At 69.3% G+C, this 1,002-nt stretch carries 1 protein-coding gene; it reads right to left on the reverse strand.

Annotated elements, in window-relative coordinates; all coding sequences use genetic code 11:
• Nucleotides 1–940, reverse strand: a 940-nt coding sequence (locus RM812_RS41860; RefSeq protein WP_394816609.1) for a transposase, incomplete at its 3' end; no start/stop codon positions are given.
• Between the last annotated feature and the right edge of the window lie 62 nt (nucleotides 941–1,002).

Below are 1,002 nucleotides of genomic sequence, written 5' to 3' on the forward strand. Positions count from 1 at the left end.
CCAGGTCGACCATGCCGGTCAGCTCGGCGACCTCGGCACCGTCACGCAGTGTCCCGTCCTGGTCCAGGGCGGGATGCCAGAGGCGGTCGGGCATGGTCCGGACAGCTCGGCGGACCGGCTCGGTGATGGCGTATCCGACCGAGAAGAAGGTACGGATTCCTCGTTTCCGCAGGTCGCGGACGTGAGCGAGGAAGGCTTTCGCGGATCCGGCACTGTCGGCGCGGATGAGGATGTCGGTGCCGTGCCGGTGAGCGTCGGGGATTTGCGGGAGCGCCTGGTCGAGCACCGTGATGTGATCGGCGGCAGTGTTGGCTCCGGAGTTCCCGGGCCGCAGCCGCCCCGACACGGCCTCGCCGGTGTTCGCGAGGAAACACAGCAGCGGGTGGAAGCCGAAGCCGCCCTTGTAGGTGGGTGCGGCCTGCTCCTTCCCGGAGTGGCAGGTCACCAGCGTGGCGTCGAGGTCCAGAACCAGGCCGGGAAGTTCTCGTCCGCCGGCCCGAGCAGCAGGTATGCCCTCGCCGGTCTCGGCGGCCTGCATCCAGGCGACTTCCCGGGCTGAACCGCGGGCCGTCCGCAGCGAAGCGAGTGCAGCCTCGTCGGTGTCGGCGAGCAACCGCCAAGCCGTGGGCGTGGAGGCGACCGGGCCGAACACCCCTGCCTGGTCCCGCAGCACGGCCAGATCTGCGATCGCCTCACCACCGTCGGCGAGCATCACCGCAAGGTCCGTGGCGACCCGGCCCGGATCATGCCCGGTCCCGCGCGGCCGAAGCGGCCTGAGAGCGGCGGAGTACGCGGCGGTCAGCCCGGTGGCATCAGCGAGATCTGCCAGCAACCGTGCCCCGGCATGCCCAACGACCCCCGAACCATCGGCACTGACATGGACCTTGGGACGCAACCCGATACCCTGCACGTAGAAAGTGCCCTCCGCCTGGACCGACAGAACCCCTCAGCAAGGTTCATCGTCCCAGGTCAGGAAGGCACTTTCGCGTTTCCGCCCCAAAG

This window comes from Streptomyces lancefieldiae (assembly GCF_031845825.1).
GTDB classification, from domain to species: Bacteria; Actinomycetota; Actinomycetes; order Streptomycetales; family Streptomycetaceae; genus Streptomyces; species Streptomyces lancefieldiae.